This window comes from Bdellovibrio sp., assembly GCF_036384735.1.
Classification (GTDB): Bacteria; Bdellovibrionota; Bdellovibrionia; order Bdellovibrionales; family Bdellovibrionaceae; genus Bdellovibrio.
Genome location: NZ_DASVLT010000014.1, coordinates 1 through 26,706, shown reverse-complemented (window position 1 = coordinate 26,706; position 26,706 = coordinate 1). Strand labels below are relative to the sequence as shown.

29 protein-coding genes and 3 tRNA genes are annotated in these 26,706 nt (G+C 44.3%); 11 read left to right on the top strand and 21 right to left on the bottom strand.

The features are described from left to right. Positions 1–291: TolC family protein (locus VF412_RS04820; protein ID WP_331338077.1), on the top strand; the 291-nt coding region annotated here is incomplete at its 5' end. A gap of 53 nt (positions 292–344) precedes the next feature. On the opposite strand, the gene VF412_RS04815 is transcribed toward VF412_RS04820, so the two are convergent. From VF412_RS04815 to VF412_RS04805, 3 genes are all read right to left on the bottom strand, one after another. Further along, positions 345–420, bottom strand: a tRNA-Asn gene (locus tag VF412_RS04815). Between the two features lie 53 nt (positions 421–473). After that, the gene (locus VF412_RS04810; RefSeq protein ID WP_331338076.1) at positions 474–935 is read right to left on the bottom strand and encodes a hypothetical protein; all 462 of its coding nucleotides are present in this window, start codon (positions 933–935) and stop codon (positions 474–476) included. Between the two features lie 91 nt (positions 936–1,026). Next, positions 1,027–1,103, bottom strand: a tRNA-Arg gene (locus VF412_RS04805). A 154-nt stretch (positions 1,104–1,257) separates the two neighbouring features. Here VF412_RS04805 and VF412_RS04800 point away from each other — a divergent pair. After that, a tRNA-Ser gene (locus VF412_RS04800) sits at positions 1,258–1,350 on the top strand. A 9-nt stretch (positions 1,351–1,359) separates the two neighbouring features. On the opposite strand, the gene VF412_RS04795 is transcribed toward VF412_RS04800, so the two are convergent. Then, positions 1,360–1,743, bottom strand: coding sequence for a hypothetical protein (locus VF412_RS04795; RefSeq protein ID WP_331338075.1), 384 nt, complete (start codon positions 1,741–1,743; stop codon positions 1,360–1,362). A 203-nt stretch (positions 1,744–1,946) separates the two neighbouring features. Here VF412_RS04795 and VF412_RS04790 point away from each other — a divergent pair, with 203 nt between their 5' ends. Further along, a complete protein-coding gene (locus VF412_RS04790) occupies positions 1,947–2,441 on the top strand; it encodes a YdeI/OmpD-associated family protein (protein WP_331338074.1) in 495 nt (164 codons plus the stop codon). A 129-nt stretch (positions 2,442–2,570) separates the two neighbouring features. Here the strand turns inward: VF412_RS04790 and VF412_RS04785 are convergent, their stop codons facing one another. After that, entirely contained in the window at positions 2,571–2,939 is a 369-nt protein-coding gene (locus VF412_RS04785; RefSeq protein ID WP_331338073.1) for a DUF4180 domain-containing protein, read from the bottom strand. Beyond that, on the bottom strand, positions 2,920–3,312 hold the full coding sequence (locus tag VF412_RS04780; RefSeq protein WP_331338072.1) for a MarR family winged helix-turn-helix transcriptional regulator: 393 nt from the start codon (positions 3,310–3,312) through the stop codon (positions 2,920–2,922). The genes VF412_RS04785 and VF412_RS04780 overlap by 20 nt, the downstream gene beginning before the upstream one ends. 224 nt (positions 3,313–3,536) lie before the next feature. Between VF412_RS04780 and VF412_RS04775 the strand changes: the two genes are divergently transcribed. Beyond that, on the top strand, positions 3,537–4,562 hold the full coding sequence (locus tag VF412_RS04775) for an NmrA family NAD(P)-binding protein (RefSeq protein WP_331338071.1): 1,026 nt from the start codon (positions 3,537–3,539) through the stop codon (positions 4,560–4,562). Positions 4,563–4,665: 103 nt separating this feature from the next. Here the strand turns inward: VF412_RS04775 and VF412_RS04770 are convergent, their stop codons facing one another. Together VF412_RS04770 and VF412_RS04765 are read right to left on the bottom strand one after the other, a co-directional pair. Continuing rightward, positions 4,666–5,049: a hypothetical protein gene (locus VF412_RS04770; RefSeq protein WP_331338070.1), complete on the bottom strand. Its 384-nt coding sequence runs from the start codon at positions 5,047–5,049 to the stop codon at positions 4,666–4,668. 232 nt (positions 5,050–5,281) lie between these two features. Next, positions 5,282–6,367, bottom strand: a complete 1,086-nt coding sequence (locus VF412_RS04765; protein WP_331338069.1) for an aldo/keto reductase — start codon at positions 6,365–6,367, stop codon at positions 5,282–5,284. Positions 6,368–6,538: 171 nt separating this feature from the next. On the opposite strand from VF412_RS04765, the gene VF412_RS04760 reads away from it, so the two are divergent. Both VF412_RS04760 and VF412_RS04755 read left to right on the top strand, forming a co-directional pair. After that, positions 6,539–7,486: an AraC family transcriptional regulator gene (locus VF412_RS04760; RefSeq protein WP_331338068.1), complete on the top strand. Its 948-nt coding sequence runs from the start codon at positions 6,539–6,541 to the stop codon at positions 7,484–7,486. Positions 7,487–7,648: 162 nt separating this feature from the next. Continuing rightward, positions 7,649–8,971, top strand: coding sequence for a beta-sandwich domain-containing protein (locus tag VF412_RS04755; protein WP_331338067.1), 1,323 nt, complete (start codon positions 7,649–7,651; stop codon positions 8,969–8,971). Between the two features lie 55 nt (positions 8,972–9,026). On the opposite strand, the gene aceA is transcribed toward VF412_RS04755, so the two are convergent. The 10 genes from aceA to VF412_RS04705 all read right to left on the bottom strand — a co-directional run bounded on the left by aceA (position 9,027) and on the right by VF412_RS04705 (position 20,472). Continuing rightward, positions 9,027–10,361 (bottom strand): isocitrate lyase, encoded by a 1,335-nt coding sequence (aceA, locus tag VF412_RS04750; RefSeq protein WP_331338066.1) that lies wholly within the window; start codon positions 10,359–10,361, stop codon positions 9,027–9,029. Then, positions 10,318–11,934, bottom strand: coding sequence for a malate synthase A (aceB, locus tag VF412_RS04745; RefSeq protein ID WP_331338065.1), 1,617 nt, complete (start codon positions 11,932–11,934; stop codon positions 10,318–10,320). The genes aceA and aceB overlap by 44 nt, the downstream gene beginning before the upstream one ends. Before the next feature lie 143 nt (positions 11,935–12,077). After that, positions 12,078–14,423, bottom strand: coding sequence for a phosphoenolpyruvate carboxylase (locus VF412_RS04740; protein ID WP_331338064.1), 2,346 nt, complete (start codon positions 14,421–14,423; stop codon positions 12,078–12,080). A gap of 20 nt (positions 14,424–14,443) precedes the next feature. After that, a complete protein-coding gene (gene queF, locus VF412_RS04735; RefSeq protein WP_331338063.1) occupies positions 14,444–14,956 on the bottom strand; it encodes a preQ(1) synthase in 513 nt (170 codons plus the stop codon). A 41-nt stretch (positions 14,957–14,997) separates the two neighbouring features. After that, positions 14,998–17,031 carry a hypothetical protein gene (locus VF412_RS04730; RefSeq protein WP_331338062.1) on the bottom strand — a complete coding sequence of 678 codons (2,034 nt, stop codon included), beginning with the start codon at positions 17,029–17,031 and terminating at the stop codon, positions 14,998–15,000. 69 nt (positions 17,032–17,100) lie between these two features. Next, positions 17,101–18,165, bottom strand: coding sequence for a hypothetical protein (locus VF412_RS04725; protein ID WP_331338061.1), 1,065 nt, complete (start codon positions 18,163–18,165; stop codon positions 17,101–17,103). A 122-nt stretch (positions 18,166–18,287) separates the two neighbouring features. Next, the gene (locus VF412_RS04720; protein ID WP_331338060.1) at positions 18,288–18,920 is read right to left on the bottom strand and encodes a DedA family protein; all 633 of its coding nucleotides are present in this window, start codon (positions 18,918–18,920) and stop codon (positions 18,288–18,290) included. A gap of 30 nt (positions 18,921–18,950) precedes the next feature. Continuing rightward, positions 18,951–19,604 carry a hypothetical protein gene (locus VF412_RS04715; RefSeq protein WP_331338059.1) on the bottom strand — a complete coding sequence of 218 codons (654 nt, stop codon included), beginning with the start codon at positions 19,602–19,604 and terminating at the stop codon, positions 18,951–18,953. Between the two features lie 72 nt (positions 19,605–19,676). Then, entirely contained in the window at positions 19,677–19,922 is a 246-nt protein-coding gene (locus VF412_RS04710; protein ID WP_331338058.1) for a helix-turn-helix transcriptional regulator, read from the bottom strand. Between the two features lie 133 nt (positions 19,923–20,055). After that, positions 20,056–20,472: a hypothetical protein gene (locus VF412_RS04705; RefSeq protein WP_331338057.1), complete on the bottom strand. Its 417-nt coding sequence runs from the start codon at positions 20,470–20,472 to the stop codon at positions 20,056–20,058. A 147-nt stretch (positions 20,473–20,619) separates the two neighbouring features. On the opposite strand from VF412_RS04705, the gene VF412_RS04700 reads away from it, so the two are divergent. Both VF412_RS04700 and VF412_RS04695 read left to right on the top strand, forming a co-directional pair. Next, positions 20,620–21,087, top strand: a complete 468-nt coding sequence (locus VF412_RS04700) for a hypothetical protein (RefSeq protein WP_331338056.1) — start codon at positions 20,620–20,622, stop codon at positions 21,085–21,087. Between the two features lie 3 nt (positions 21,088–21,090). Further along, on the top strand, positions 21,091–21,366 hold the full coding sequence (locus VF412_RS04695) for a helix-turn-helix transcriptional regulator (RefSeq protein WP_331338055.1): 276 nt from the start codon (positions 21,091–21,093) through the stop codon (positions 21,364–21,366). Between the two features lie 74 nt (positions 21,367–21,440). On the opposite strand, the gene VF412_RS04690 is transcribed toward VF412_RS04695, so the two are convergent. Then, positions 21,441–22,475 carry a hypothetical protein gene (locus VF412_RS04690; protein WP_331338054.1) on the bottom strand — a complete coding sequence of 345 codons (1,035 nt, stop codon included), beginning with the start codon at positions 22,473–22,475 and terminating at the stop codon, positions 21,441–21,443. Between the two features lie 25 nt (positions 22,476–22,500). Beyond that, on the bottom strand, positions 22,501–22,806 hold the full coding sequence (locus tag VF412_RS04685) for a hypothetical protein (protein ID WP_331338053.1): 306 nt from the start codon (positions 22,804–22,806) through the stop codon (positions 22,501–22,503). A 181-nt stretch (positions 22,807–22,987) separates the two neighbouring features. Between VF412_RS04685 and VF412_RS04680 the strand changes: the two genes are divergently transcribed. Together VF412_RS04680 and VF412_RS04675 are read left to right on the top strand one after the other, a co-directional pair. Further along, entirely contained in the window at positions 22,988–23,521 is a 534-nt protein-coding gene (locus VF412_RS04680) for a DUF6328 family protein (RefSeq protein ID WP_331338052.1), read from the top strand. A 167-nt stretch (positions 23,522–23,688) separates the two neighbouring features. Continuing rightward, the gene (locus VF412_RS04675; protein WP_331338051.1) at positions 23,689–24,246 is read left to right on the top strand and encodes a hypothetical protein; all 558 of its coding nucleotides are present in this window, start codon (positions 23,689–23,691) and stop codon (positions 24,244–24,246) included. 120 nt (positions 24,247–24,366) lie between these two features. Here VF412_RS04675 and VF412_RS04670 read toward each other — a convergent pair whose 3' ends face one another. Continuing rightward, positions 24,367–25,881: a right-handed parallel beta-helix repeat-containing protein gene (locus VF412_RS04670; RefSeq protein WP_331338050.1), complete on the bottom strand. Its 1,515-nt coding sequence runs from the start codon at positions 25,879–25,881 to the stop codon at positions 24,367–24,369. A gap of 356 nt (positions 25,882–26,237) precedes the next feature. Here VF412_RS04670 and VF412_RS20075 point away from each other — a divergent pair, with 356 nt between their 5' ends. Continuing rightward, on the top strand, positions 26,238–26,612 hold the full coding sequence (locus VF412_RS20075) for a LysR substrate-binding domain-containing protein (RefSeq protein ID WP_414640829.1): 375 nt from the start codon (positions 26,238–26,240) through the stop codon (positions 26,610–26,612). Positions 26,613–26,706: the final 94 nt, after the last annotated feature.

Genomic DNA, 26,706 nt, shown 5'->3' with positions numbered 1-26,706 from the left:
TCGATTCAAAAACAACAGCAATATGATGCCGTCGAGGCTTCGCAACGCTATTTGCAACTGGCGACCAGTCGATACAAGTTGGGACTTGATCCTTATCTGAATGTCTTGTCCGCGCAAATCACCTTGCTAACAAATCAACAGACAGATTTGAATTTGAAGATGCAACAGCTCACCTCAACGGTGCGATTGATTGAGTCCCTCGGCGGCGGTTGGGATAGTTCTCGCTTGCCGACAGAAAAAGAGCTTTTAGGTGATTCGGCAGATGAATCGAAAAATAAAAAGAAAGATTAACGGGGTTTTAGAAACTAAAAAACCAGCTTGCGGCTGGTTCGTTTAGATAAAAATGGCTCAGGAGGAGGGACTCGAACCCCCGACCCAGCGGTTAACAGCCGCTTGCTCTACCGACTGAGCTACTCCTGAACATCGGTGAAGGACCAAATTAGTGGTTTCAGCCTTTCTTGTCAAATACAAATCTAGTGGGAGCCTGCGTGGGATGAACGTTCCACAGCCTTTTGTAACATCGGAGAACTAAAGGGCATTCCCTGAACTCGAAATAGGGAACCATCTTCAGATTGTTCAAGAATTTTGCGCACTTTATCAGAATTACTGGACACAATGCGGTCGTGAAAAACGGCTTTTACCAGCTGATCTTGGTTTACTCCGCCGATCATGGTCTCGCACAAAGAGCTAATTTCTTGAGATGACTCCACCGTTCGTTGAATTTGACCGTTATTATCAAGAAGCTCGAGTCGCAGAGTTTTTTCGGGGCACCAATTCAACGGACGCACATCACTGCCTAGCAAAAGAGACATCGCACTGTCAGGATTTTGAGAATTTCTTGTAAACTCAGGAGACTTCAGAGTTTTGATTCCGAAAATAACAACACCGAAAGAAACTAGAAGCATTAGAACTTTAAAAATGAGCCTTTTATCCACATGATCTCCGAAAGATAAAGGTCATACACAAGCTCGACAGAGTCTTCTCTTGATTTATCGCGTTATGTTTTCATTATTTAGAGGGAAAAAATGGTGCACTCGAGAGGATTCGAACCTCTGACCACTTGATTCGTAGTCAAGTACTCTATCCAGCTGAGCTACGAGTGCACTGTGAAAGAGACGTATATCTAAGCTGCGGTCACAGAAAAATCAAGCATTCTTACCAAAAATTGCAAAAAGCACCTAGCCAAAGCAATCCCAATCCTTGCTTTGACGAGCTGCCTATGGCAACTTGAGCGTTCTAGTCGCTTATAACGACCGCGGGAAGGTGGGTGAGTGGCTGAAACCAAGCGTTTGCTAAACGCTCGTACACTCAAAAGGTGTACCGCGGGTTCAAATCCCGCCCTTTCCGCCATTTCGCTTACTAAGTGCACACTTCCAACATGTGCCCGTCCGGCATATAGAAATAAACTCTGCCTTTGCCGCCGAGGAAATCAGATGTTTCAAAGTTAGTCGGATTCTCATGGTCATTGCCGTACACGAGCCCGATCCTTTTTAAGTTCGCCACAACCTCAGAAAATTTTCGCTCACTGACTCTGAACGCGCAGTGAACGAGATCAATCTTTTGCTTTGTCTCAGTAAACATGATCTGCGTTCCGCCGAAAGCGACGCAATAAAATGGATCTTCAGGATGCCCGTCGGTAAATGTGTCAATCCCAAGAATTGCCGCCAACAGCTCCGCACTTTTCTTGGCGTCGGTTGTTGGGATCGCAAGATGGTCCAATTGAATATCGTTATTTGTCTTCATGGTTATTCCTCCAACATTTACAGAAAAAAGGTCTGCTTAATGTCTAGGACTGCCGCCTTCTAATAAGAGGCTCAGCTTGATGGCTTCGTAGGGGACCTACTTAGCTGACCGGGGCTTACCAAACCGGTCCACCATTTTCGACCTCGCCAGTATAACACGCCATAGCCTTGCATCTGCAAATAAAATTGGAAACACTTAACAGTATGGCAAAAGCAGGAACAAAACTTTCATTTCAAGCTAAGTTAGAAAATTGGGCCGAGGGCATGGATTATTGTGCCATTGCCGTTCCCGCCAAAATCACTCAAGCACTAGGTACAAAAAAGGCCGTTCTTGTGATGGCTTCTTTGAACGGTTGTGAACCATTTCAGGTAAGCCTATTCCCTGCCGGTGAAGGAAAGCACTACATCCGCGTTCGTGCAAAAGTTCGCAAACAAGCTGATCTTCATGAAGGTGATAAAGTCAAAGTTCAGATCACTGTCCAAGATAGAGCTGACGTCGATCTTCCTCCAGATCTAGTCGCGGCCCTTAAAACCGAAGGAGCATTAAAGGAATTCAATGCGCTGACCCCCGGCAAGAAGAATTATGCAGTTAGAAAAATCAACGACGTGGTTAAACCTGAAACAAGAAAAAAGCGCATTGCGGAAGCTGTCGAACTTGCTTTGCAAGAGGCCGAACGCAAAGCAGATCGAAAAAAGTAGTTTCATACTAAAGAGTTAGGTCGCTCCAGTTTCAATCATAAATCACGAATTTAATACGCTGGTCTTTTTTTGCGGCCTCTGCGGGAATTTGCTATCAAATTCGCTCGCTTCTTTTGCTTCACTTTAGCTTTAAATATTTCTGCTAATTAAAAGGGAGTAAGCGACTGCGAATTCGTTCGCAAAAAAAACGTGTCTTCCTCTGTTGCTCTCGATGATGAAGGCTCTTAGACTTTCGCTTTTAACATCGACAAAATTCCCAACGATAGCCAACTGAATTGAGTAATTTGCAAACTTCTGAAGAATTTCTCCGGCAAGCCGACTTTTGAGGTCGAAAAATTCTGGCGTAATATTTTCTTGATGAAGAATGATCTTCCGACATCCCTCAGCGGCAATATCCATCATTAATTGAACAGCATCTTGGGGAGATCGAATGAAAATTCCTTCCCCAAAAACCTCGACTATCTTCGTTCCATCTTTATCATGAACCAGCGTCGTCATCTTCTTTTCCTGGTGATATAAGTTTGGAAAAAAGTACCCGAATAGCTTCTATTCCGTCTTGCTCTAGAGCTTTATGTATCGTTTTTTGTGCCTTCTTCCAGCCAACCATGCACCTGTCATAAAGATTCTCTCCGGACCTAGTTATCTCAACTTCGAGACCGCGATCGGCAGCAGAGATCCGAATCCATCCAGCTTCTTCCATAAGCTTCAGATTGCGCGAAAGAGTCGACCTTTCCAAATGAATGGCTTTGCCAATACGAGCCGGAGAAATCGGCCCTGCCTGTATAATAACTGTCAAAACATTCAATTGACTGAGTGTCAGATTAAAGGGAGCAAGCGCTTCATCATAAATCGAGTTCACAATGCGATTCATTATTCGCAACTTGAAGCCAGCGCAGCCTTTTTGAACTTCGCGGGCCTGTCTAATTAAGGAAGATTTCTCGGGTTTCATATTCAAATCGTATCATTGTTGCATATACAACACAAGGCTGAAATTCTGTATTCCAAGACACTTAATTAAAATCATCATCTTACCGATGATATAAATATGTTGTATATACAACATGTTTATAAGGAAACCTTTTGGAGGGCAGGACGATGGTTAAAAAAATCTTAGTTATCGGAGCAACAGGAGCTCAAGGAGCTTCCGTAGTAAGATCTCTAGTCGCAGACAAGCACTATGAGGTCGTCATTTTCACTCGCAATTCTTCCTCAGAACAGGCGCAAACACTGCTAACTCTTCCCGGGGTGACAGCCTTTCAGGGCAATGCCACGTGCGAAAAAGACGTTTATCAGGCACTGCGAATTGTGGATGCTGTCTATTGCAATCTCGATGGATTCGCGATTGGTGAGATTAACGAGACCTACTGGGGAATTCGAATTTTTGAAATGGCAGTGGAATTAGGCATTCAACATTATGTTTGGGGAAGCCTCGACTACCTCGTAAAAAAAGGTGGATACAATCTAAAATATCGCTGCGGACACTACGATGCAAAAGGCCGAGTGGCTGAATTTATTTTGCAGCAGAAAGTTGAAGCTATGAAGATTTCTGTTCTGACTTCTGGGCCTTATATGGAAATGCTTTTTGACGGTGTCTTTGCTCCTCGTACGCAAGCTGATGGGACACTTCTCTACGCACATCCAATCGGTGACGGAAAAGTTCCAATGATTCATCTTGATGATCTTGGTCAGTACGCCAGATGGATTTTCGATCATCCCGAAAGATCAAACGGCATGGATCTCGAAGTGGCGACGGCCCACGTTGGGTGGCATGAGTTAGTGAACTGTATTCATCGTCTCACTGGGAAGAAGGCGGTTTTTGTAAATGTAGATCAAAAGCAATTCTTTGCGAATTCTCCGATGAGCGAGCAGTCACCAGCGGCATGGGCTCAGACCTCAGATTCTAAAGTTGTTGGCGGCCAGACATATTGGGAAAATTTCTCGGGGTGGTGGTCCGCCTGGCATGACAATATTGTCAGTCGGGATTATCATCTCCTTGATGAGATTTTGCCAGGTCGAGTGCGTTCCCTTGAAGAGTGGATTTTAAAGACTAAATACGATGGCTCGTTTCGCCCCGTACTGAAAGACCTCTCAGACAGAAGGAAAGCCGCAAATTACCGCTAATTTCATTCGCCCATCGTGGAAGACGACACAAAAAAAGAGCCCGCAGCTTCTGCAGGCTCTTCTATTCGCAAAGATTCTAAAGACATTTCCATATTACGTGGAATTATCTATAGCCCCAAAAGCATTCAACCCCTGTATTAGCGGTTGGCGAGCATGCCTGTTCACTGTCAAGTTGCTGGCAAACATGTTCATATTCAAAAACGGATTGTCGACTGTGACATGAGGCTGTTCCACAAGTGAATACGGCCGATACTTGCACAATGCCATAATGAATGACTTTAGTGCTCCAATCCGAAATTCTTTCTGGCTGAGCTGAGTTACAAATAGTCTGCGCGTGTGCCGTTGCATCTGCCTGAGCAGAGGCTGCAGCCACTGAACAGTCAGTGTCGCACTCGCGAGATCCCACTGCCGTGAAGACATTGTTGCCTGCATATGCTGAAGCTTGAGTCACAAAAACCACTGCCATTAATACAAAAATCTTTTTCACTGAATATCTCCTTATCTCTGTTTCGATACGAACAACCGTAAAACGAAACACATGCATAGGTAAAACTGGTAAAAGATTATTTATAAATTAGGTAGATACCTATCATGAGAAGACTCAGAAGAATTAAAGAGAGGTTGGGAAAAGAAAATCGAAAATATATTCTGAATTAAATTCCTAATTTGGAGCATTTGCCGAAAGGCAAGACCCGCGCTATTCACGCGGGTCCTAAGAACTAATAAGGTTTGTCGTCTTTACCAATCACGAACGGTGAAAGTTCCCCGTATACGCCGTTCACTGTTGTGCCGCCGTTATGAATAGACGGGAACATTGGCTGCATGTTTTGCGGGAATCCAAATTTTGGCTTCGTCAACGCGTCCAAATGATCCAAGTCTTCGCTCGTTAAATTAATCTCTAAAGATTTCAAATTGTCCTCTAGTTGTGTCATTCGACGTGCGCCGATAATCGTAGAAGTCACTCCAGGTTGTGCGCGAACCCATGCCAATGCGACACGAGCCGGAGTGCTGTCATACTTTTTCGCAATGGCTTCAAGTTCATCAATGATTTGATAGGTGTTCTCAGTCCAAATGCCATCAATGAACGCGGCTCGATCCGCGATCTGCTGCCCGGCATTTTTGCGATTATATTTTCCGCTTAAAACTCCACTCTTCAAAGGCGACCATGGAGTAATGCCGATATCAAACTCAAGAGCCAGTGGAACAAGTTCTTGTTCAATACTTCTTTCAAGAAGCGAATATTCCATCTGCATACCAATGAATGCGCTCCATCCACGGAAGTGAGAAATCATATTGGCTTGAGCAATCTTCCACGCTGGAGTATCCGAAACGCCGATGTAACGAACTTTTCCATCACGAACGAGATCATCGAGTGCACGCATGGTTTCTTCTATAGGTGTGTTAATATCCCAGTTATGAAGCCAATAAAGATCGATGTAATCTGTTTGCAAACGGCGAAGCGAATTTTCTGCCTGTTCAATAATAGATTTTCTGTTAGAGCCTCCACCGTTGGGATCTCCCGGATAAAGATTGCCGCTGAATTTTGTCGCAATAACTAAGCGATCGCGACGAGACTTGTGGCGACCCACATGATCACCGATAATTTTCTCAGAATGACTTTTTGTATAGAAATTTGCGGTGTCTAAAAAATTCCCGCCCAGTTCGATATAGCGGTCCATGATCTTCGTCGATTCCTCAACACTAGATCCCCAACCTAAGTCTTCTCCGAATGTCATAGTTCCTAGAGCCAACGGACTTACACGCAAGCCCGATTTTCCCAATGTGATGTATTTATTAAGAGACATAAAAACTCCTTCTTTCTGCCTAATCAATATAAGTGGGATACTCTGTTCAAGGTGAGCCTGATTCTATCCACTTATTGCCTAATTCTCTCGACATGAATAGTTCCTACCACAAGGGCGTTTCTCAATCCTGGATTTTTGTGATAGTATTTAGAAATACATGAGGATCTAAGTATGAGTAAGGTTGCCAAATTATCTCAACAGGAAGAGCTTGAGGCTATTCGTGTTCGCTTGGAAAAAGTCATTGCAGAATTTTCTGAAAGCAATGCTACACCTTCAACGGCAATCCCATGGTTAAGTATGGCAATGACCACAGCCCCCTTGCAGCCAACCGCGCATATTTACGAGCCTAGCCTTTGTATTTGTGTGCGAGGTCGCAAAAAAGTTTTAGTAGGTAAAGACCTTCTTTATTACGACGAGAACCATTACCTTCTAACATGTATCGAGGTTCCCACAATCATCTCAATAGCTAAGGCCAGTCCGAAGGTTCCCTATGCAGGTATCGCTGTTCGCTTAGACATGGAAATGGTTCGGTCCATCATTGCAGAGATGGAAATTTCTGGCACTCCTGTAGAGCATTCCGAACCTGGTATTGCAATTCGCCCGGTGACAGAAAATTTGCTAGAGCCAGTTCTTAGATCCGCAACCTTGGCATCACAAAAAAAAGACATCTCGATCATGGCGCCACTTCTGCAAAGAGAAATTCTTTATCGCTTACTCTCTGGTCCAAGCGGAGATCGTCTGCGCCAATTCGCTCAATTTGGATCACAAACCAATCGTGTGAGCAAAGCGGTCAACTGGATTCGTGAAAACTATCATAAGAAAATTTCAATAGAAGCTTTGGCAAAAATGGCCAACATGGGGGTTTCAACTTTCCACCGCCATTTCTCGGAGATTACCACGATGAGTCCCATTCAATATCAAAAGCAACTGCGCTTGCACGAGGCTCGTCGTCTAATGATTACCCAAGATATCGACGCTGCAACCAGCGCCATCCAAGTCGGTTACGAAAGTGTGACCCAGTTCAATCGGGAATATCGTCGTCTCTTCGGCCAACCCCCAGCAACGGATAAAAAGAAAATTTTGAATTCGGACCTACAAGGTGTGGACTCAGTCGTTTAAAATTTCAAACCACTCCTAACAGCTTTTGTGCCCAAATACCGCACCTGTCTAAAGATCAAACACCTGAATGTTCCTAGGATCTAATATGATTTATCTACGGAAAATTCTCTCGGGTATGGAACTTGATAGATTGCTCCCGGGAATAAAAACTAAGGAGCAATTATGAAACGTCATTTGATCGTTGGTGTATTGGCGTGTCTTTCTATGTCGCAAGTTGTACATGCACAATCTATTACGGATCTTCCGGATCCAGATGGCCAAGGCGTGCCTGTTCTACAAAACAATCAAGGTGGCTCTGCTCAAACGGTTCAAACTTCGACTGTTCAACGTGAAGCTATTAGTTCTATCGTTATTAATGCCATTTCCAGAAAATCCGGCGGAGAGTTGTATCGTGTGGAGCTGGCTCGTCCTCTGAATATTAGTCGTGTTAATATTCGCGTGGCAAAAAGCCGTCTGAAAATTGTTAAAGCAGAGGCTGTAACTGATCGTGGTCAACGCATTTTGCTTCGTCAATTAATGGGTGATGCTTTGCTTGATACCGGCAGCACTCTTTCTTCTGAAGGCATCAATGCGAATGTTAAGTTTGTCGAAATCACGGGTGAATCTTACTCTCAAGAAGCTGATGTTTCATTGTCAGTAGTTTCTGTTGTCGGCAAAGCAGAGCTTTCATTGAAGCGTCCTGTAATCGCTGCTCCTCCAGTAAGTTACGGAGCTTCTTGCAGTACCAATAGCGGCGAAGGCGTCTTGAAGAATCTTTTAGACCAAGTTCAAACTTGGGCTCAACGAGCTGCTGACTCTAGCGGAGGCATTCAAGAGGAATTTGCAGCAAAGCAAGCTGAGGTCTATGTACAGCAAATTCTTGGTCTCTTAAATACTAATAATGGCTCTGCTTCGCCAGAATATCTGCAACAACTTATGAATTTCTACGGTCAGAAATATGACTCTGCTGCGTCTGGAAGCCGTGCTGAAAGTATCTATTCGCGTTTAAGAAACGCTTTTGGTGATGCTTATGCCAGAGCCTCTACAGAAAGAATGAACTGCCAAATTGCTCGTGGTGCTTCTTCTATTCAATTGATTGCTCAAATCGTTGATGCTCGTGCGAAGTACGATGCGGCTAGATCTGGTTCTCGTGAGGAAGCAGTTTATTCGCAGCTATCGAATGCTCTTCGTCCGTTGGTTGTTCCAACTTATCAGCGCGAACTTCAATCTATCACCGATTTTAAAACTCTTGAAGGTGCGTTCTTTACGAACATGGACCGTTACGATCATGCAGCATCGGGTTCATTCCTAGAATCTGTCTATAGAGATATGGGAAATGTGGCTCGCGCAAGAGCGCTTGAAGTTATCAGCCGTCAATCCGAATCTATGGGGCCAGAGGCTAAATACCAAATGATCGTTGATTATCAACGTCGCTATAATGCAGCCTCATCAGGAAGTGCTGTTGAATCTTTCGCAAGAGATGTTTTGCAGATTCTGAGCCGCTAATTTTTTAATTTAGTAGAGTTAAAGAAAGCCCTGTCGAAGAGACAGGGCTTTCTTTTTATGGGCTTGGCTGACGAACTTCTTCTTTATACTCAGACTGAGCGTGTCCGTGGAATTGCTCCTCGGTGGATCCTAGCAGGGCACCCGTAGAGGCTTTTCCTTCCATAATCGTTTGCAGCACCTCATCGAAATATCCTGTTCCTACTTCCGCTTGATGCTTCACCGCTGTGTATCCACGGCTTGCTGCCGCGAATTCTTGCTCTTGAAGCGCTACATAAGCAGACATGCCTTCATTCGCATAATGGTGAGCCAGATCAAATGTGTGATAGTTCAACAAATGCCATCCTGCCAAAGTAATGAATTGAAATTTGTATCCCAGCTTGCCTAAGCGACCTTGGAACTCTGCGATCTCGCTATCAGACAAGTGCAGCTTCCAATTGAACGATGGCGAACAGTTATATGCCAAAATTTTTTCTGGATAGTGCTTGTGAATTTCATGCGCAAAGATTTCGGCCTCTTTCATGTCCGGCTTGGAGGTTTCAAACCATAGAACGTCAGCCCATTCTGCATAGGCCAAGGATCTTGCAATGGCATAATCAAGGCCGCCGCGAATGCAATAGTAGCCTTCTGGAGTTCTTTCACCTGTTAGGAAGGGGCGATCAGCAAGATCAATATCCGAAGTCATCAAAGTCGCACTTAAAGCGTCCGTACGAGCCACAATCACTGTTGGCACATCAAGAACATCCGAAGCTAATCTTGCTGACTGTAACGTACGCACGAAAGTGCTTGTCGGCACAAGAACTTTGCCCGCAAGATGGCCGCATTTCTTTTCCGCTGCCAATTGATCTTCGAAGTGAACTCCCGAAGCTCCGGCATCGATCATTGATTTCATCAATTCAAAGGCGTGCAAAGGACCGCCGAAACCTGCTTCCGCATCCGCGACAATCGGCGCATACCAATCAAGACCACGTACATCCTTATTTGTTTGGTTCGCAATTTGATCTGCGCGAGTCAGTGCATTGTTAATACGTTTCACCACGGCAGGAACAGAGTTCGATGGATACAAACTTTGATCGGGATACGTTTGACCAGATAAATTCGCATCCGCAGCAACTTGCCAACCACTTAGATAGATTGACTGCAACCCGGCTTTCACCATCTGCACAGCTTGTCCACCTGTCATCGCTCCAAAAGTATTCAGATAGCCTTCTGAATTTAAACTTTTCCAAAGCTTTCGTGCACCCAAATCTGCCAGTGTGTACTTCACTGGAATCGTTGAGCGAAGTTTCACCACATCTGTCGAGGAATAATTTCTTTTAATACCCCTCCATCTTTTATCTGTACTCCAATTATATTCTAACTGGCGCGATTGCAATTCGTTGCTCAAGATCATCCTGCACTCCTTTTTGTTTGTTCTGAATTTGATTAAGAATTTCATAAGCCATGGTTGTTAAAAATTCCGGGAATTGATTTCCAAGAACCAACGCATTTAAAATACTAATGGCCTTATCTAAATGCTGAAGTTTTTGTGGAATCAGCTTGTGAACTTCATCCCGCAAAATTTCATGATAAAGCTCTACCGAGAACAAACGACCGTCGCTCAATTGAACTTCATGATGAAGCCATTGCCATAGTTGACTGCGCGAGATCTCTGCGGTGGCCACATCTTCCATCAGGTTGTTTATTGCAGCAGCACCGATCCCGGAAAGCCATTTGTCTATATAAAGAAGGCTGACACTGATATTCGCTCGTACACCGAGAGCCGTGATCAGACCGTCTGCCGATGGTAAAAATAGCAGTTCTTGCTCACGAACTGCCACAGGCGGTATCACATCTTTTTGATGAGGACGGGTTTGCAAAGCATCTGTAAGTTTTTGTTCGGCAATAGGAATCAGATCCGGGTGAGCCACCCAAGTCCCGTCAAATCCAATACGCGCTTCGCGTTCCTTGTCTCGCGCCACTTTCTCGAGAGCTTTTCGACTTAATTCAGGATCTTGTCGATTCGGAATGAAGGCAGCCATGCCACCAATGGCGTGAGCCTGTCTGTGATGACAGGTCTGAACAAGCAGTCGGCAGTAAGCATCCATGAATGGAGTGCTCATCGTTATCAAGCTACGATCGGGGGTAATAAACTCATCTTGAAGATGAAATTTTTTGATGATGCTAAAGATATAATCCCAACGACCCGCATTCAGTCCTGCGGCATGTTCGCGTAAGACATAAAGAATTTCATCCATCTCGAAAGCCGCAGTGATTGTTTCAATCAGGACAGTTGCACGAATAGTTCCACGAGGAATTCCCAGGCGCTCTTGAGCAAAGATAAACACATCATTCCACCAGTTGGCTTCTTCGTGATTTTCTAACTTCGGCAAATAAAAATAGGGTCCACTTCCGCGATCTATCAATTCTTGCGCGTTATGAAAGAAATAAAGCCCGAAATCAAACAACGAAGCCGAAATCGACTGACCTCGAATTTGAAAATTTCGTTCCTCCAAATGCAAACCGCGAGGGCGAACAATCAGGGTCGCAAGGTTGTTATTTAGTGAATAAACCTTCCCGCTTTCATTTTCGTAAGAAAGAGTGCGGCGAACAGCTTCATAAAGGGATCTCTGCGCTTGAAGGATATTTTCCCAAGTAGGCGATAAAGAGTCTTCAATATCAGCCATAAAAACCTTTGCACCCGAGTTGAGTGCATTGATCATCATCTTCGGCTCAGCAGGGCCTGTGATTTCAACACGACGATCATTTAAGTCCGTAGGAGCTTCAGCGACACTCCAATCAGATTCACGAATGCTTTTAGTTTCCTCAAGAAACCCAGGTCTTAGACCTTGAGAGAATTGTGCAGCTTTTGTTCTTCTCTTAATCAAGAGATGTCGTCTAAGATTGTCGAAGCGTTCATGCAAAGCGATTAAAAACTCTGCCGCCTCTGGCGAAATAATTTGTGATTTCAAATTAAGCTGATCCATCCAAGCACTCCTTTATGAAGTTCAAGAGTGCTTGTTCGATCCAATGACTTCAAATGAAGTCCTTGCAATTTCTCACATAATTTCAAGTAGTTAGAGTCTTTATTCCAGAATAAATATTCTAAAGATGTGATCTAACACAGGGATCAACCCGTAGTTAACATTCCGCTGGCGACACCGGATACAGTTTCACGAAGAAGTCTGACATCCTTCGTATCTAGCGCAACCATCTGAAGAATATTTAATGGATGTATCAACGGAGATCGAAGCGCAATGCTTGTCTCTAGCCAAGGCCGATACCAAAGAAGACTTTGCTTGCCAGTAATTTCGTGGACGAACTTAAGGCATAATTTATACTCTTCACGGAAAAGTCGATCGAATTTTTCCACAACATTTCGATCAAGCTTTGAACCGTGCAAATACATCGAGAATACATCCAATTCGATTTTTGCGAGTGTGAATCCTAAAACTTTCACGTAAGAGCCAAAAACAGCCGACTCCTGAAGAGACTTCTTCAAATTTCTTTTTTCACCCGCGGAAAGAGTTTGCCAGTACCGTCCCACACCCCACCAACTTGGAAAATGCGCGCGTGTCTGTGTCCAGCAAAGGACCCAAGGAATAGCTCTTAAATTTTTAATCTGAACAGCGCCTTGACGCTTGGACGGACGAGATCCCAAACGTACATCTTTAAGAAATGAGTAGGGTGTTGCATGTTCGATTAACTGAAGAAAGTCAGGGTCTTTTAAAATTGTCTGATATTGATTTTGAACGAAGTCTGCAAGACCTACCAACGCTTTGTGGGTCCCACGCTTTTGCACCGGTGAAGGCTTTGCATTTCGCGCATCTCGAGCCTCTGCAAGTAAATCTAAATGGCGAAGTAGAAGCTCTCTTGAGGTATAATTACGATAAATCACTTCACCTTGAATAGTCATTTTCACTGTTGCGAGCGCGGAAGCGGGCCACCACGCTGTTTGCTCCTGAATAGAGCCGCCGCCACGCTCAACACTGCCACCCGATCCGTGAAAGAAAATGGGAGTGATTTTTTTTCTTTTAATGACGGTTTCCAAATTGGAAATCGCCGAATAGATCAAATAGCGCGAAGGAAACGATCCATTTTCCTTCATCGAGTCTGAATAACCCAACATCACTTCAAACTGTCCGCCCCAGCGTTTGCGAACCATATCTTGAGTTTTCTTTTCTTTTAAAAACTCCTCAACAATACTCACAGAATTCTTCAGGGAATGAGAACTCTCAAATAACGGAACGACTGGCAGTTTTGCTTTTCCCACATATTTTTCCACAAGCTTTGTGCCTGCCATGATATCCTTGGCAGACTCTGTCTGACTTAAAACGAAACCACGTACATAAAATCGGGGATCATGGGTCGGCGAAAGTTGTCCCAATAGATTCATCATGCGCGAGATATTATATTTTTGTGTCGAAGCTTCCAGTGCCTCATGGACCAGGGCAGAATCCTCACGAAGCTCTAGTGGCACCACCAGGCCCGGAAATACTTTTAATGCTTCTGTGATCGAGCTGATCTGTTCCGAACTAGAGCCAAAATTTTTGATAAAAGATTTCTCTAAGGCTTGGCACCTTTCTTTAAATCCATGAACGCGTTTCGAGTCATTCACACGGATCTTTTTCAGGTCTCGCAACAAAGCTTTTAATTTTCTTGTATCAGAGACAAGCGCCGCAATTCTTTCTCGCCCCTCTAAGGAACTTCCAGAAATTGGCGTCAATTCTAAAATAATTTCGTCGAAGCATTTCATCAGCCAGGCAGAAATTGATGCTCTAGAAAGTTCCAAACTTCCCAACATCGTTGTTTCATCGACGCCGGGGTGACCATCCTTATCGCCGCCAACCCACGTGCGAATATAGAAGGGCATGTTTTCACGGCGCTGGCGAACATATAGATCGATAATATCTTCGTGAAGAGCCATCGAGTAAATATATTGTGCTTCATCCATCACACTTGGTTTGCGCTGTTTTGATAACGGCGTTTTCCAAACAATACTGATATTTTTAAAAAGCTCTTCCTCGTGAATGGCTTCGGGGCTTTCTAAATGACGAACTAAAAGCTCTTGAATAATTTTAAAATAGAAAACAGCGGAGGGGTTGCGTGACTCTGTAGGGTGCGCTGTCAGAACGTGAATAATTCGACCGGGAGTGTGTTTTAGAGAAGATTCTGCCGGAAGCTCAGCCATTAAGCGATGGATGCGGTAAGCAGCCTCGCAGGCATTGATAAGTTCTAACATCAAGGCAAAGGCGTGAGCGATTTTAAAGCGCTCGTCCGGCGAAAGCCTTGCTAGATCTTTTTTTAGGCTTAAAAGACCCTGAAGACTTCCGCCTTTTTTTGATTTAACGTAGCGGCGAATTTTTTCAATGCGATCAAAAGATTTCTTTCCCGCTTCACGCTGAATCACCCTGCCTAGTGTTGATACGGTCCAATCGACAAGGTGGGTAAATTCAGGGGAAAGTTCTTTTTGCATCTGTGAAGCCCTCTACTTTGCTAGTACAGTTTACTAAGCTCCATCGAATATTTGCCAGGAGCAAATTCAGTCAGACGCTTTTGCCAAAGATCTTGGAAGAATTTTTCTTTATTGCCATAACTTGCATAAGGAAAAATCGCGATGCCTCCACGCGGAGTAAATTCACCGACGACTTCCAGATATTTAGGTTTCAAAAGTTTCACTAGGTCATCGCAAATTGTTTGAACACAGTCTTCATGGAAATCACCGTGATTTCTGAAGCTGAACAAATAAAGCTTTGCAGATTTTGATTCCACCATCTTTTTATCAGCAATATAGTTGATAAAGATTTTCGCGAAATCAGGTTGACCAGTTTTCGGGCATAGTGAAGTGAACTCTGTGCAAACAAAAGTTGTCCAGGCGACCTTGCCCGGATTTTTGTTATCAAAAGCCTCTAGGACCTCGGGTGCATAAGTTTGTGGATATTGGGTATTACTTTCACCCAATGCGAATTCTTTAAGTTCTGCGCTATCTCTGCCTGTTTTCTTTTTCATGATGGTTCTTCTATCCGATCAAAATATGAATATCAATTCTTCTAATTAAGGTTTGGAATTCGTGCATATCTAGCCAGCCAATATCCGTAAAGGTAATCGACTCCAGAGTACTCAATCCCCTTCGGGTGGATTCCTTTAAAGAGAAAAGCATCATCTTTCCACAAGAAGTTACTATCGAGGCCTGATTTTTCAAAGACAGGGTAGTCGTAAAGACCTTGATAAAAATAATCTATAGATGAAGGTTTTCTTACCGCCTTCCAGAACATTCGCGGAATTGGCGACATCACAAATTCGGGGCTTAAAGAGTGATCGTACTGAATATCTAAGTTAGGTCGTGGATAAGGGATCTCACGAAGTCCCCAAACAACCTGTCCCAAAGACATCCTAAATTTTTCTTCGCTGCTATTTGCTTTAAAATTATTGCCCCGAGTTCCCTGCGAGTAAGCAAGACCGTACGCCGCTAACGTCACCAAGGCACTTTGTGATGGCGAGTAAGTCACCCAAGAGTCCATTAAACGCTCGCGAAGTGTATCGCGTATCTGAGATTCGCCTAAACGATCCGCAATCATAATATTCGTGATATCGCTGACAACGCCCTGATTGACGCCTCCCCAATCTGCAGTGCCGTGCCAATAGAACGAAGTGCTATATCGATAATCGATTTCTCTTCCGAAGTTTGAGTTAAAGCTACGTACATATTCTTCATGCAGTGAGGAACTTTTTGTGACAAGAGCCGCAAGACCCATAGCTGTATTACGACTTTGGGTTTTATCATTCAGCACATTAAGATCCAGCAGACGACGGGATTTCTCGCGCAAGTGAGCCCAGATTTCCGTTTCAGTCTCGGGTATCACGATACTTGCCCACAAGAATCCGTGAGTAAGGCCCCTCATCATGTCCTTATCGCCGCCCTCCAGCCACATGATGTTTTGAAACGGAGCTTCTCCTTGATGCCATCCTTCTGGCAGTGGTGCGCCTGGAGCATATGGCATCACCGTTCTGGCGAATTCACCCTTGTCTTTCGTAATGTCCATCAAGATGAACAATCCCTTTAAAGATCTTTTCACGTTGGCTAAAGCCTCAGGATTTTTTGTGACCAAATAGCGCATGGCCTGGGACCCAAGATACATTCCCGTCCACAAAGCCGCGTCGTTATCAGCTTCATAGCGAACGAAACGATTTTGCTCATCCGTAATCGCCGTACTGACCATACCGAATTCATTCAAGTGACGATCGATGGTGTTTTTCTCGTAACCAGTTTGTTTTTCCTCTAACGTCGGCGCATAGGCATTTCTTTTTATAGAGGCCTCAGTAATGCTGATCGCGTCCGTGATTTTATTTATCACCCGAATGACGTCTTTATTTTGGCGGTAGTAACCAAAATCAGTCGGATCAAAAACAATGTAGGGGTGTTCATCGCGGAACTCTTTACGGTTCTTGAATGATTTAATGATCGGATCTTTATCATATCCGATTTTAATTTTCGCAGCATTGATCGCAGCGCGAACAGGAGCCGGAATATTTGGTCCTTTAGCATCGATGTTTTCGCGCTCGTTCACCCACAAATGTTGACCTTCCAAATTGCGATGAGTCGTCAACCACTCCGTATAATTTGAAGCCTTGCGATCTGTGAACGTTGTCGTTAAGCCTTTATCTGAAGGAGAGAATCTTTCAATGACATTTAAATTATTTCTGAACTCCGAAGGCTCCCGACTGGCTCCATTGAGATGAGTCACAAAGTCTGCTTGCTTCAGGTCATAGCTCACTGTCAGAAAATTTCCTTCGGCCACGGCTCGGCCAGTCCACACTTCTTGAACTTTCAAACCTTCATAAAAATAATTGATATAGGTCACGACACGAATTGCATGATAAGTACCGTCACCTGCACGGTACAATTCTAGCTCACCATTGTAAGGTCCACGAGCAGAGCTTGTGCCCTGCAAAAACCAAATGCCCTCAACACCGTTGTTGATTTGTAGTGAGGCAATATCGCGAGGAAGTTGTCTTGTTTTCGTTGCGCAAGATGAGAAGACGAGAACGCTCAAAAATAAAAAGAGGAATGATAGATTTCTCATTCCTCCATTGTCTCTAAGAAGATGGACCGCTTGCAGTCCTGATCTGTTTACTGGGCCTAGGTAGTGGCATCAGTTCTGCGTCGGAAGTGGCTTTTTTTGTACGACTGGAAGACGCGGATAGCTGCGGCTTCTTAAAATCTGTTCTGCTTTGTCACCCACAATTTTTTGATATGGAACAGCTGTCTTGGTATCGTCGAAGCCCAATTTACGGAACGGATTTTTTGCATCCCTCCAGCTGAGAAAGCCCGAGTAAAAATCGAAACGACCTTTCCCGTTAATTCCGCGGCCCTGATCGCGCACAATGAAGTAACCGTTATGCGTCGATCCATCCGGAAGTTTCAAACCAACAACCGAAGGAATGAAAATAACATCTCCAGCTTTGTAAATGTCCATGTCTGCTGCCAGTGTATAGAATGGGTCCAAGCACGAGCTTTTGACTCCATATCCATATGGACATTCTTTATTTGTCATTTCGAAAAAGCGATCTACTCCGTTTACGCGATCAGAAATATTGAAGCTACGACGAACGCCTTTTTGTATGATAGCACACGAGCCTTGAAGGCCACAGGCAGCAAGAGTGTTCGGGCACACGTTCATGATTTTTTCGCCGTTCACACCGTGCAAAGTTTTAACGTCGCCCTTATCACACAAGTCTTTGTCTTCATTGAAGACAGGGAAGTAATAAACTGTAGGCTTGATATTTCCTGCCTCCGCCACTTTGCCGTCGACATGTGGAGGAGTGGGTTTCACTGGTTCAGATGGCTTTGGATCTGTCTTCGGAACTTGCGGAGTTGCCGTTGTATCGTTATTCGCACTCGTTTCTGTAGAAGTTGTTGTCGAAGATGTCGGATTGCTGTCATCAACAACAGGTGACTGTGCTTGAACCGTTGAATTGTCGGAAGCGTAGTCGCTGTCGATTTCATCAGCTGGCGTGCCGCCTGTATCATGCAAAGGAATTGTCTGAAGAAGATCCGGCACAAACTGTGTGTCTTCCGCTTGCGCTGTCGTAGCTTTAGATTTTGCTGAGATATCAGAGGCGGGACTAATGCTTGCCGACATGTTTCCACAAGCCACTAGCGAGGCTAGCGAAAATAAAACCGTCATGTTTTTCAGGATGTAAGCAACAGATCTCATGTGGGTCTTCCTCTTTAAAGACTCCACAAAGATATCAACATTTACGGGCATTTCGATGAAATTGGCGCCTTTGGAAAAGAGGAAAAATCAGGCGCCGAAGAATGGCACCGGCGGCACGCCCCCTAGGCGCGCTTGGATTTTCGGCTCTTAATCCAAGGTATTAGCATAGGAATTAGGGACACGAAAATAACTCCGAAAATCACGAGGTGGAAGTAGCGTTGTACAACGGGTAGACTGCCAAAAAAGTAGCCAGCCAGGGTGAACGTAAAGACCCACGCAAAGGCCCCAATAACGTTATAAGAGAAGAATTTCTTGTATTCCATAATGCCAATCCCAGCCACAAACGGAGCAAATGTTCTCACGATAGGAGCAAAACGGGAGGCGATGATCGTAAAACCTCCCCACCGATTATAGAACTCCTGCGTCTGTTCGAGATGTTTCTTCTTAAAGAAGCGATTGTTACCTTCAAAGACTTTATAGCCTAACATCTTTCCAATCGAATAATTGGTGGCATCCCCAAGAATACCGGCCACTGTCAAACTAGACAGAAGAATCCACAAATTCAAATCACCACGGGCAGCCACCGCCCCCAAAGCGAAAAGCAATGAATCCCCCGGCAAAAACGGAGTCACTACAAGCCCTGTCTCTGCGAAGATAATTAAGAATACAAGAACGTATAGCCAAACACCGAAGAATTCGATCCATTGAGAAAGATGTTGATCAAGATGCAAAATAATATCGACGATGTTCGACATGCTGTGGTTCCTTTTTAATGAATTCTATATCTAGCGCACAGCTGACGATTTGTCTTTGCGCCCTGCTGCGGACCCAGCATTGCTTCCTGATGACGGAGTCACACTTACGGACATCACATCGCAAACTCTGGCAAATTGCGTCTGCGTTTTTTCAGAATAGTCGTTGAAGTAAGAACATTTTTTCTGCACCTTCGCAGACGTTATCGGAGTCATATTCGCACAATCCGATTTCTTCATATAACAACGAGCCCCGTCGAATTCTGCGGTAGCGTCGCTGATCGAGCAGTCCTGGTTGAAATAAAAAACAGAGACATGCTTGCCATCGATGATCGAAAAACCCTGCAGGCTTTTGCTTTTCGCATCGTCGAAGACGCGAATCTCTTCCGTGCCCTTTTGATATTGCTGAACGCTTGTGAATTGTTTCTTGTCCTGCAAGAACAACTCATAATCATCACCCAGCGCAAAGATGTCTCCATAAACAGGATCTTTTTTATAGTTATAAATTGCATGGGAAACGTAGTATTCGCGACGAGCTACGATTTTGCGTGAATCAAACACGCGATCCTTTTTGGAGACTCCAACCATGCCTTGCTGTTTTAAGATAGCATTCATCTCAGGCTTGCAGTCAGCCGCGAAAGAGTTCACAGATAGAAACGTCAAAACAAATAAGATTATAAGCTTCATGCTTTTATCATACCCGAGCTCTCAAGACGTCTCACCAATTCTCAGATGGACAGGTCTAACATCTAGGATTGCTTACAAATACTTTTCAGTGAGCCTGTGAATATAAGCTCCCAAAACAATGCCGGGGACTTGATAGATTTGCATCAACACCAAGAAATCGAAAAAAGATATGGGCATGCCCGCCTCCCATTCAATGATATGCGAAACGGGGCAACGCGCCCTCTGGGCGGCCTCGGTCTGTGTCAACCGCACTCCTTCGCGTCGCGACCGCAACCATGTGCTGATATCTCTTGCTACTAAGACTTTTGCTTCATTCACGCGTCCCCCTTAATGACATCAAAAACAGACGACTTTTTAAGAGGAGATATGTAAATTATATGTAAACAAAAATCGAATTTAAAATCAGAATCTCGAATTCAATGTCCGCAAGTCGGACATGCGAACATTTGTCTTACTTGGATTTCTTATTAAGAGCTTCCAGTTCTCTTTTAATGCGAAATGATTCTTTGGCTATTTCGGCAAGGTAACGAGCCTCATCTTCGCTCGCGCCCAATTGATTTTTGATAGAAAACCATACTTGATCTGATTTCGCGACAGGAGCTCTTACGCGAAGTTCATCTTGCAAACCGCTCAGACTCTTTTCATTGAGCCCGTATAAATATGCGAACGCTTTAATCCAAACATCCAGACCGCCTTCTCCTTTATAGAGCATTTTCTTAACCAAGCTCGGAGTTTTTCCTAAGACCTTCGCTAAGCGGTCAATATCCTTTTTATCTTGAACGTGGGCCTTGAGCAGACTTTGGAAAGTCTCCCGTGTAAGAAGCGCGATGTTTTCAAGTTCTTTGTCAGTCTTCTTCGTGTCAGCCACGCTTAATAAATTACACAGCCGTTCGCGCTTGTCTAACATTCCTTCAGTTGGTTCGCCTTCCGAAGGCAGTTCTCATTTGTAAAGATAATTTTATTGACCTTTTGTATTAATTTGGTCAATTATTTTATATCAAACGTGGAGGAGTTTATGAGGAAGAAATTAAAACAGCCTATAACCGCCAACCTCCCATCTCACGAGGATGAATTTTTAGTGGAAAGTCCCGACAAGGCCGCCCAACAACTGGACGCCTTGCTGTTTTTCATTCACAAGCACTACGCAAAGACGACCACAACCACGCTGCCGGATCTAGGAAAGTTTTTAATCACGCGTGCGGAGGTGATCTTTTCGAGTAAACTGCATGCCATTCAGATTCAAAAACGTCCTGACAAAAATGTCCTGCAAATCCTTGCACCTTTGGTCGAAAATGAAGTTCAAGAAAAGCGACGGATTTATCTTCTGAATGAGTTTTCAGAACTCATCATCAAATGCCAGAAGCAAGCGTATCTGCAGATTCGCGAAATGGTTTTGCGAATCACCGATAGTGAAAGTCACGAAATGCTCATTAGAGATTTCGAACGATACAAGACCGAACAAAAAGCAAATAACGCTGAGTAGAGCATGGATGCACAAGCGAAACTCAGACGAACACTCACAGATTTACGTTTGCGCCAAGGTCTTACTCAAAGTGGCCTTGCATCCCTGCTTGGTTATTCAAATGGACAATTCATTTCAAACTGGGAGCGCGGACTTGCTTTGCCACCCATTCCAACTTTATTTCCACTTGCAAAGATTTTCGAGGTTTCGGCCGAATCTTTGTTCAATCTTGTCTTAGCGGCCACGTTGGAAATCGTCAGCGATGAGATGATTAGACGTTTTAATGAAAAGGAAAGATGATTTGAGACAAGCAAGCACCTCTCTGGAGAGAAGTGCCTGCTTAATTTCGTGCAAAAGCAACCGACTTTAAATCGTTATTTTCTTTCCAGAGCGATCTTTCTTTTTATCTGTAGTACTTCTTCTTCTGAAATGTCCTGCTGTGCTTGGCGACCCATTGCGCTGGCCAAGTATGTAAATATCCTGCCACGGCCCATATTGCTTAATGGTCGATGCTGGCTCACATAATGTCCCGGCGAGAAGCTCAGACGCTCGCACATCGCAGTGAGTTCGGGGTTTCGAGCATCTTGAGGATCAAAAGTTATATTGGCCACTGGAAATGACGGCGAATGTGTTTCGGTCCACTCCACAAGATTGTCTTCGATCGGTGTCTCGTCGCCGCCATGTTCAAGCTGAGCATTTAGCATAAATTTGATCGGATACGTGCTGGCTCTATCTGCAAGGTCATTTGCTAGATAGTCTTTATTCAAGGTATTTGCAAGCTGAGCCAAGCGGCCATGTTGATTGTTAAAGTTGTCTTTAGCTGCAAAATTTCTTACTTGATCCTCCAAGGGAGCATTCAACGGGAATTCTGATTTTGCCAGACGAATAGTTTCTTCAAGCTTGGCATTTTTGTAGGCAGTCTTAACCGGTGTCATGTTAAGCTTCATCGCCTGGTCAGGATGCAACAAATAAGCATGTCCTGCCCAATAGCGCTGAGTCGTGACGCTAGCTACGGGAACTGACGCTGGAATAAGTCTCTTTGCAACTTTTGGATGAGTGATTAAAAACCACGGCAAAGAGCCGACTTTGTATCCATATTCAATCGGGCTCGACGGATGTGGTTTTAGATGCCAAAGATTGGCTTTCATGAACTCAACGAATTTGGCCTGGTCCGTTCCAAAAGGAGTCGGAGAATTAGTCATTGTGAAGTCGACCGTCTTGCTCTCTCCAGTTTGCTGATCCACGACGCCAAAGATTTTAATGGCCATCCCTTTTACATCAGGATTGAGATCGTGAAGGCTCACACTTGTGCCGTTTGAGAATCGAGCAATGACTGTATAGCTTTGCTTTCCTTTATCAGAGAAAAGCCCCGTCATGGTATCGCTAGGTCGATCTGAATATAAGCTCATTTGACCAATAAGACATCCGTGGCTCTTAATGTTCGATGGCCTGAATTTCAATCTCAGCAGGCTTTTCTTGAAGTGCCTCAGTGTAAGCACTAATAAGCGTACCCTCCGCGCAAAAATTCCTGATGAATCTCCCTCCATCAGAATCAATATAGCAAACACGAAACAGGCCTTTGACAACAAAACCTATGTGCCCATTTGTGTCGCCGAGAGAAATGAAACTCTCATCCCGAGAAATAAATTGGGTCCTAACAAAGGTCGAAAAATCCGTCCACTCCTCGGGGGGAATGTCGGAGTACTGTGAGAAAAACTGTTGCAGCTCAGGAAACGTCATAAATAAATTCAATCATGACGAGAAAAAATTGTAATTATCCTATGATAAATGTGGACTGGTCTATCGTCTAAAATGGCATTCCTAGCTACACTGAGGCAAACCCCTTGCCTGGCTTCAAGTTTGGACTAGCCCCCTCAATTGAAGACCAGACAAGCTTTGCTTTTTATTTTAAAGTCGAAGAGTGGAACAAAATAAAACTGCCCCCTCAGCCGGAGATTCTCATCGCCAGTATCGTCAGTCATTGGGCGATCAAGTCAGCACAATCGAACAGGAAGCACGCATGGTGCTTCCGGGCGTTCAAGCGCTGTTTGGTTTTCAACTGATGGCCGTATTTAACCAAGGGTTCAAAACCGTTCTCTCTGAAAACGAGCAGGCAATGCACTTAGCGGCTTTGCTGTTGGTCGCACTGGCTTCCATTTTAGTAGTCGCTCCTGCGGCCTACCATCGTCAGGCGAACCATCAAATTTCGAAACATTTCGTTGAGCTTTCTAGTCGTTACCTAGCGTGGGCTTTGGCGCCATTAGCTTTGGGAACGTGTTTGGATATCTATCTTGTCGCACGCATAATTTTGGGATCTGTCGTCGCAAGTCTGATTACGACCTTCGTCATTTCGGCTGTTTATCTTTGGACGTGGTTTATCTTTCCGAAAATCCGCGCCGTGCGAATAGAAAAATTGCCTCTTCATGAGTTGGGTTCCGAGGCGAAGACAAAATAAAAAGCCAAAAACTGTTTGAGAGAGATAACCAAGTAATTTGATCTCAAAAAAAGACTGAGAACGCTTTTAAAAGAAAATCATTTTTATGCAAATGATTTTCTTAGGTTCAAGCTTTGATCGGCCGTTAAGCTATTGCAATCAATGCTTAATGTTTGTGGAGGTGAGATATGAGATTCAATATCTTGTGTTTTTTCACTGCTGTTTTTCTATCATCGTGCGGAATTGCCGCAAGTAATTCAACTTCGGGAACTTTAACCGGGACTGGGACTCAGGGATATATACCATATTATAGTGCCTCGTCAGTTCTGACGAATTCACCGATCTACACGACCAGCCAAAATGTGGGTATAGGCACTGCTTCACCGGCAGCGGCATTGGATGTGAATGGCCACATAGGTAACTCGGCTAGTAGTGCACCTAGTGTAGCAACAACATGCGCCGTAGGCGTGAGTCTTGTGGGCAATGATACCAGGGGACAAGTCACTTTAGCGGCCGCACCTGCGGCATCTATCTGTACTGTGACGATCACATTTGCATCGGCTTACGCGTCCGTCCCATATTGTGTTTTTTCTCCGGTTACTGCTGGGACGGGAGCATCTGCTCCAGGAGTGAACTCTGTGTCTACTTCAGCGGTGGTTGTCGACCTGAGTAGTATTTCAGTGTCAGGGCGTAACACAACTTATGGGTTGATCCCTCTTGCCTTCAACTATATTTGTTTACAGTGAATTATACGGTTTCCTTTAGTTCGGTGATGTGGATTGGTGCAGTTATTTTGGCTGCTCTTTCAATTATGGCTGTTATAAAAAATCACCATGTTAAGCTTGAACAGAACATGGTGATCACTCTTAGTTTCCTGAGTTCCCCGTAATGACACTTCCAGTTGTCCCAGAGTCGAGAAGAATACTTCCCTGACCTGGCTGATTTCCTAAATTAGCCGAGTTTTGGGTGGTATTTCCCGCATAGCCTTGTAAAGGACCCACATAAATCGAAGGGGAATATCCAACATAAATGGCAGAACTCGGTGAATTCGAAATATTGTTTGCAGCTAAGACCGACATGCCGTTGGAATTATTGCCATACAGAGCGATGCCGACATCACCAGGATAGTTGACGGTATTTTGGTAAACATGAATATGATCTGATTGAGTTACATAGATAGCATCATGATATTTTCCGCTGGCAGTATTGGAAATATTATTTCCTAATACGACGACATTCGAAGCGTAGTCTTCGATATGAATTCCTTGAACGTTTGCTGACCCGGCAGGGGTTCCCGTGCCGGAAATTGTATTCCCGGAAATAATTGAGTTAATACCTCCGGCGAAGCCGATGCCAAACTCTCCTGAATTCGTGATGTTATTATTGGTGATGGCGATATTTTGTACGGCCACCCCGGGTGTTTTAGAACCATTCGACATATTCATAACAGGGGAATTGATCTCGATAGCATCTGACGAGAGGTTCGAGAATGTATTATTATCGATCGTGATATTGTTCGCATAGTTCGAAAGATTCGTGCCTTGATTTCCGGTATTGAGAAGAATTCCATAACCCGCACCACTGAATGTATTTCCTTGGATTAAGACATTGTTGGTTGGACCGCCCGGCGAAATATAAAGAGACTCTGGTGCACTTCCAGTGATTGTGCTGTTTTTGAAGGAAATATTTTTTATCGAGCTTGTGATGTTCACAATGGGTGCATTGGGAGGCGTTCCCTGTTGTTGGATGTTTAATCCGCAGACGGAAATAGAGTTTCCGCCAATGGCAAGCGTGACTGTGGATGATTTTGACAGAAGCGTACTTGTATTTCCGATCAAGGTCTTATTTGCTGGAACCCAGATCTGGCCGCTAACCAGGAACTTTTGATTGGCAGGAAAGACGATTGTCGAATTAGGACCATTGATGAAATTATTGAGACAGGAAGTGACATCGGTGACGCCATCTCCAGCACAGGTAACGTTCACAGTACCTGTAGGGCAAGCCGTGACAGAGGGCGAGGGATTATAAGTAATCGTCGCCATATCTATGCCCGAAGTTCCGTTTCCAGAATTGCTTAACGATGAAATATTTCCGGCTTGGTCTTCCGCCCAAGCATAAACAGTATAAGAGCCTGCCTGATTCCCAAGCTCGTACGAATAACCTGAAATTGTGATCGAAGTACTTGGCGTTTGGCTTCCGGCAAGCCAGGACGAAACCGATACCCAGCAAGAATCCGAAGCTGATGGAGGCGTGATTGTGTTGTACTTAAGACAGAATGAAGACACGGCGGAATTGCCCGCGAGTTGAAGATTCACGCTTAAGAAATTCGAATGAGCTGAAGAGGCTCCCCCATTTAAACTGATGATATTGACTGCTGGCATCGATGCAAGAGTCTGCGTTGCTGATACTATCAAAAAGAGAAACAAGACGAGTGAATTAAATCGCATAAACACAACGATCTCCCGTTGATGAAATTATTTAGGACATAATCAAATATTAGTTTTCTTACAAAACTGGATGTTAAATAGTCCTTCTGAAGAGTCAATTTTCTCCGGACTATTTTTTTTCAACAATGATCTCAGAGATAATTTGAGATCATTGAGATCACGATTGTTCTTGAGAGCAATATTACGGGCAGGTCTTATAGTCGTTCAAATATTTGATTGCTCCAAAGATGTTAACAAAAAAAAGATTGTAACTTACAGTTGTCGAGCCGGAGGGAGCATCATTTCCTCCCATCATTGTCGAAAGAGTCGGCGTAAATGCGGCCTTCGCCGTATGCTGCTGTGGTATCAAGGCTCCCTGTATCGGCTCTCCGCTCCTTCAAGAAGTGAGACAGATCACACCTGGAGTCACTCTCAGTTTCGTTACTGAGGGAAAAGCAGACATCGAGTCCTTACGAAAAGGTGCAATTGATTTTGATATTGGCTCCATCGCCGAGCCACACCCTGAGCTCGTAAGCCAATCACTTTATTCCGATGAATTTGTCTGCATAGCCTCCCAAAAGGAGAAGCTTTCCGGAAAACAAATTTCCATGCTCGTCCGTGCCCAATTAGGGCTTGAGATCTGGTTGTTCCCAGTTAATGGTGGAACGCTAGGCGTTAGGACCTAAGAAAAAAGGGATCCAGTTAATTACACAATCTTCTTAAGATTTGGTTACGAAGCAAAATCTAAGAAAGCAGGTGTCATTAGTGGATCCCCAATGG